General features: G+C 63.0%; 2 protein-coding genes. One reads left to right on the top strand and one right to left on the bottom strand.

What is annotated here, in order from left to right; all coding sequences use genetic code 11:
- Nucleotides 1-73: 73 nt before the first annotated feature.
- Complete coding sequence (locus Q0L57_RS14015) at nucleotides 74-436, bottom strand: nuclear transport factor 2 family protein (protein ID WP_296743546.1); 363 nt, start codon at nucleotides 434-436, stop codon at nucleotides 74-76.
- Nucleotides 437-548: 112 nt separating this feature from the next.
- Here Q0L57_RS14015 and xylA point away from each other — a divergent pair.
- A partial coding sequence (xylA, locus tag Q0L57_RS14010; RefSeq protein WP_296743544.1) for a xylose isomerase occupies nucleotides 549-1,840 on the top strand: 1,292 nt, incomplete at its 3' end.

The raw sequence follows: 1,840 nt of genomic DNA, 5'->3' as shown, positions 1-1,840 counted from the left end.
ATCTCCCCCCTTGAGGGGGAGATGCCCGGCAGGGCAGAGGGGGGTGCCTGGCGCCTACCTTAACCTCGAGACCTCACTGGGCCGGCACCTTGTCGAGAAACCCGGTGACGCTCTTCAGGCGACCGTTCTCGATGATGCCGATGTCGGTGCCTTCGATGACGGATTCGCTGCCTTCGGGTCCGAGGTTCCACGAGAAGCGGATACGGTCGGCGAAACCGTCCGGCTGGCCTTTCAGCGAGAAGCGGAAGCCGGCGAAGCGCTGCTGAACGCCGTCGATCAGCGCGGCGATGCCTTCATGGCCGTCGCCCTGCATAACAGGGTCGCGATAGCTGACATCGCTGGTGAAGGCTGCATCGAGCAGAGCCGCGCGGCGGGTCGCATCGCTCTCGTTCCAGGCGGTGATGTAGTTGCGGGCGATCGTGTTGAGGTCGGTCATCGTCTTGCTCCTTGGTTGGATCGTTTGGACGTGACCCTTTTCGCCTGGCCAAAGAGCGAAACCAATTACGCCTGAGGTAATCAGGCCCAAGCACTCGGAGAGGAAGAGAATCATGAGCAGCGGATTTTTCGGCGACATCAAGAAGATCAAGTATGAGGGGCCGGATTCGACCAATCCGCTGGCCTACCGGCACTACAACCCGGACGAGGTCGTCGCCGGCAAGCGGCTCGAAGACCATCTGCGCTTTGCGGTAGCCTACTGGCATTCCTTTGCCTGGCAGGGAGGCGACCCGTTCGGCGGCCAGACCTTCGACCGCCCCTGGTTCGCCAAGCCGGGCGGCGTCGACACGATGGAACTGGCCAAGCTGAAGGCCGATGTCGCCTTCGAGATGTTCTCGCTGCTCGGCACGCCCTATTTCTGCTTCCATGACGCCGATGTGCGCCCGGAAGGCAAGGATTTTGCCGAAAGCGCAGCAAGGCTCGATGAGATCGCCGACTATTTTGCCGGCAAGATGAGAGAGACCGGCGTCAAGCTGCTCTGGGGCACGGCGAACCTGTTCTCGCATCGCCGCTTCATGGCGGGCGCCGCCACCAACCCCGATCCGGACGTGTTCGCCTACGCCGCAGCGACGGTGAAGAGCTGCATCGACGTCACCAAGCGACTGAAGGGCGAGAACTACGTGCTGTGGGGCGGGCGTGAGGGCTATGAGACGCTGCTCAACACCGACCTTGCCCGCGAGCAGGAGCAGGCCGGCCGATTCCTCAACCTCGTCGTCGACTACAAGCACAAGATCGGCTTCAAGGGCACGATCCTGATCGAGCCGAAGCCGCAGGAGCCGACAAAGCACCAGTACGACTATGACGTCGCGACCGTCTACGGCTTCCTCAAGCGCTTCGGGCTGGAGAAGGAAGTGAAAGTCAATATCGAGCAGGGTCACGCGATCCTTGCCGGCCACCTGTTCGAGCACGAGCTGGCGCTTGCGAATGCGCTCGGCATCTTCGGGTCGATCGACATGAACCGCAACGACTACCAGTCGGGCTGGGACACCGACCAGTTCCCCAACAACGTGCCGGAAATGGCTTTGGCCTATTACCAGGTGCTGCAAGGCGGCGGCTTCAAGACCGGCGGCACCAATTTCGACGCCAAGCTCAGGCGACAGTCGCTCGATCCCGAGGACCTGCTGATCGGCCATATCGGCGGCATGGACGCCTGCGCGCGCGGCCTCAAGGCGGCGGCCAGGATGATCGAGGACAAGGCGCTCTCCGGTCCGCTTGCCGAGCGTTATGCCGGGTGGAGCACGGCCGAAGGCAAGGCGATGCTGTCCGGCAAGCGCACGCTGGAAGAGATCGCCGAGCGCGTGGTGAAGAAGAAGATCGAGCCGCAGCCGCGCTCCGGCCGGCAGGA

This window comes from Mesorhizobium sp., from assembly GCF_024509055.1.
Taxonomy (GTDB): domain Bacteria; phylum Pseudomonadota; class Alphaproteobacteria; order Rhizobiales; family Rhizobiaceae; genus Mesorhizobium.
This window is presented reverse-complemented; position numbering and strand designations above follow the sequence as displayed.